This window comes from Kitasatospora sp. NPDC041917 (genome assembly GCF_055589745.1).
The window spans coordinates 1-3,941 of sequence record NZ_JBVJBI010000092.1; the positions used below are offsets into that span (position 1 = coordinate 1).

Consider the following 3,941-nt stretch of genomic DNA (forward strand, 5'->3'; position numbering starts at 1 on the left):
TTCGGCACGGTGTTCCTGGGCCGGATGGACGCGGGAGGCACCGCGCACCGGACGCCGGGTCTGTACATCAACACCCTGCCGATCCGGATCGACGCCACCCAGCCGCTGGTGGCGGGTCTGAAGGTGGCGCAGCAGCAGCTGGGTGAGCTGCTGAGGCACGAGCACGCCCCGCTGACCCTCGCCCAGCAGGTGACCGGCGTCCCCGCCCAGAGCCCGCTGTTCACGTCGCTCCTCAACTACCGCCACAGTCTGCCCAGTTCTCACTCCGACCGGCAGGGCGTGCCCGGAAGCGGGACCACGGGCATCGACATCGTGTACGCCTCGGAGCGGACGAACTACCCGTTGACGGTGTCGGTGGACGACACCGGTGTCGGGTTCCGGTTCACGGTGCAGGCGTGCGCCCCGATGGACTCCGACGTGGTCTGCGGTCTGCTGTGCACGGCGGTGGAGAACCTGGTCGGCGGGCTGGAGCAGGACTCCGCCGCCACGCTCGACCGGATCGCCGTTCTCGACGCCGGACAGCGGGAGTTGGTGCTGCGCGGCTGGAACGACACCGTGCGGGAGCTGCCGGCCGCGACGCTGCCGGGGCTGTTCGAGGCGCAGGCGGCGCGCACGCCGGACGCCACGGCCGTGGTGTTCGGCAGTGGTGCGGCCCGCGAGGTCGTGTCGTATGAGGAGCTGAACGAGCGGGCGAACCGCTTGGCGCACCTGCTGCTTGAGGGCGGTGTCGGCCCCGAGCACCTGGTGGCCGTCTGCCTGCCGCGCTCGGTCGAGCTGGTGGTGTCGTTGCTGGCGATCGAGAAGGCCGGGGCGGCGTATCTGCCGCTGGACCCGGACTACCCGGACGACCGTCTGGCCTCCACCCTGGAAGACGGTCGCCCGACCGCTCTGGTCACCGACAGCGTGACGATGGACGGGGCCCCGGCGGCCGAAGCGGGCGTCCGGCGGATCGACCTGGACGCACCGGATACCGCCAACGCCCTTGGTGTGCAGCCTGTTTCGAACCCGGAGCGCCCGGGCCACCGCCCGGAGAGCCCGGCGTACGTCATCTACACCTCCGGTTCCACCGGTCGCCCCAAGGGGGTGGTGATCTCCCACCAGGGGATCGTCAACCGCCTTTCCTGGGGGCAGCAGGACTACCGGCTGACGCCGTCGGACCGGGTGCTGCAGAAGACCCCGGTCGGGTTCGACGTCTCCGTCTGGGAGTTCTTCTGGCCGCTGACCACCGGCGCGACGCTCGTCGTCGCACGCCCGGACGGCCACCGTGACCCCGCGTACCTGGCGGAGGTGATCCGTGCGGAGGGTGTGACCGTCGCGCACTTCATCCCGTCGATGATGCAGGTGTTCCTGCTGGAGCCGGCCGCTCGGACCTGCACGTCTCTGCGGGCGGTGTTCGCCAGCGGTGAGGCGCTGTCGCCGGAGCTGCGGGACGCGTTCCTGCGCGACATGGGCATCCCGCTGCACAACCTCTACGGCCCCACCGAGGTGTCCATCGAGGTCACCGCCTGGGAGTGCCTGCCGGGGACGGCGACCGTGCCGATCGGCGGCCCGGTCGGCAACACCCGGGCCTACGTGCTGGACGCCGCCCTGCGTCCGGTGCCGGCCGGTGTGGCGGGCGAGCTGTACATCGCCGGTGTGCAGCTGGCACGCGGGTACCTGAACCGTCCGGGGCTGACGGCGGAGCGCTTCGTCGCCTGTCCGTTCGGTTCGGCCGGGGAGCGGATGTACCGCACGGGTGACCTCGCCCGCTGGCGCGAGGACGGCACGATCGACTACCTGGGTCGTACCGACGACCAGGTGAAGGTGCGCGGTTACCGCATCGAGCTGGGCGAGATCGAAGCCGGCCTGCTCGGTCAGCCGGGTGTCGCCCAGGCAGCCGTGATCGTCCGCGAGGACGTCCCCGGTGACAAGCGCATTGCCGCCTACGTGGTGCCCGCCGCCGGTGCGGAGATCGACACCACCGAGATCCGGGCCGGGCTGGGCGCCGTCCTGCCCGAGTACATGGTCCCGTCCGCGATCATGGTGCTGGACACGCTCCCGCTGACGGTCAACGGCAAGTTGGACCGCCGGGCACTCCCGGTGCCGGACCGGACGGAGCTGCTGGAGTCGTCCTACCGGGCGCCGCGCACGGCCGACGAGCAGCTGCTCAGCGAGGTGTTCGCCGAGGTCCTGGGCCTGCCCCAGGTCGGCATCGACGACAACTTCTTCGAGCTGGGTGGCCACTCCCTGCTGGCGGTGACGCTGGTGGAGCGGCTGCGGGCGAGCGGTCTGCCGGTGTCGGTGAAGGCGCTGTTCCAGGCCCCGACGGCGGCCGGGCTGGCGGCCGTGGACGCGGGTCAGGCCTTCGTGGTGCCGGAGAACCGGATCCCGAGCGACGCGACCGTCCTCACCCCGGACATGGTCACGCTGGCCGAGCTGAGCCAGGCGGACCTCGACCGCCTGGTGGAGCAGGTCCCCGGTGGTGCGGCGAACGTCGCGGACGTCTACCCGCTGGCGCCGCTGCAGGAGGGGATCTTCTTCCACCACCTGCTGGACGCGGACCAGGGGCGTGATGTCTACATCGTTCCGGTCGTTCTGGGCTTCGATTCGCGCGGGCGCATGGACGACTTCGTCGCCGCGCTCCAGCACGTCGTCGACCGGCACGACATCCTGCGGACGGCCGTGCTGTGGGAGAACCTGCCCCAGCCGCTCCAGGTCGTCCTGCGGCAGGCCCCGGTGGCGGTCGAGGAGATCGCCCTCACCGGGGACCAGGGCGAGGACGCGGTGGCCCGGCTGCTGGCGGCGTGCCCGCCCTCGATGGACATCCGCCGTGCCCCGATGATGCGGCTCGTCGTCGCGGCCGATCCGGGCCGGGACCGCTGGCTGATGGCCCTGCAGAGCCACCACCTGATCCGGGACCACCAGGCGCTGGAGATCCTCTTCGACGAGGTGCGGGCGCACCTGGAGCAGGACGTCGAGCGCCTGCCGGAGCCGGCGCCGTACCGCGACTTCGTGGCGCACGCGCGAATGGCGGTCACCGCCGAGCAGCACCGTGCGTTCTTCGAGCGGGCGCTCGGGGAGGTGGAGGAGCCAACGGCGCCGTACGGCGTGTTGGACACGCACGGCGACGGCAGCGAGACCGGGGAGGCCGTGGTCGATCTTTCGGGTGAACTGGCCGACCGGGTGCGTGAGTTGGCTCGTCGGTACGGTGTGAGTGCGGCGGCGTTCTTCCACCTGGCGTGGGCGCGGGTCGCGGCGGCGACGACCGGCCAGACGCATCCGGTGTTCGGCACCGTGCTGTTCGGCCGGATGGACGCCGGGGACACGGCGAGCCGGACCCCGGGTCTGTACATCAACACCCTGCCGATCCGCATCGACGCGACCCAGTCGCTGCTGGCGGGGCTGAAGGTGACCCAGCAGCAGCTGGGTGAGCTGCTGCGGCACGAGCACGCCCCGCTGACCCTCGCCCAGCAGGCGACCGGCGTCCCGGCGCAGAGCCCGCTGTTCACCTCGCTCCTCAACTACCGCCACAGCCGGACGGCCGACACCCATCAGACCGTCCTCGCCGGCGTCACCCCGCTGTTCGGGCAGGAGCGGACGAACTACCCGTTGACGGTGTCGGTGGACGACACCGGTGTCGGGTTCCGGCTCACGGTGCAGGCGTGCGCTCCGATGGACTCGGACGTGGTCTGCGGCCTGTTCGAGGCTCTGGTGGAGCGGCTCGCCGACGGACTGGAGCACGAGCCGGACCTGAAGCTCGACCAGGTCTCGGTGCTGGACGACGGGCAGCGGGAGTTGGTGCTGCGCGGGTGGAACGACACCGTGCGTGAGGTGCCGGTGGGGACGTTGCCGGGGCTGTTCGAGGCTCAGGTGGCGCGGACGCCGGACGCCACGGCTGTGGTGTTCGGTAGTGGTGCGGCGCGTGAGGTCGTGTCGTATGCGGAGTTGAACGAGCGGGCGAA

1 protein-coding gene is annotated in these 3,941 nt (G+C 71.4%); it reads left to right on the top strand.

The genetic code is table 11. The features are described from left to right. Window positions 1–3,941: non-ribosomal peptide synthetase (locus ACZ6EM_RS40205; RefSeq protein WP_465774652.1), on the top strand; the 3,941-nt coding region annotated here is incomplete at both ends.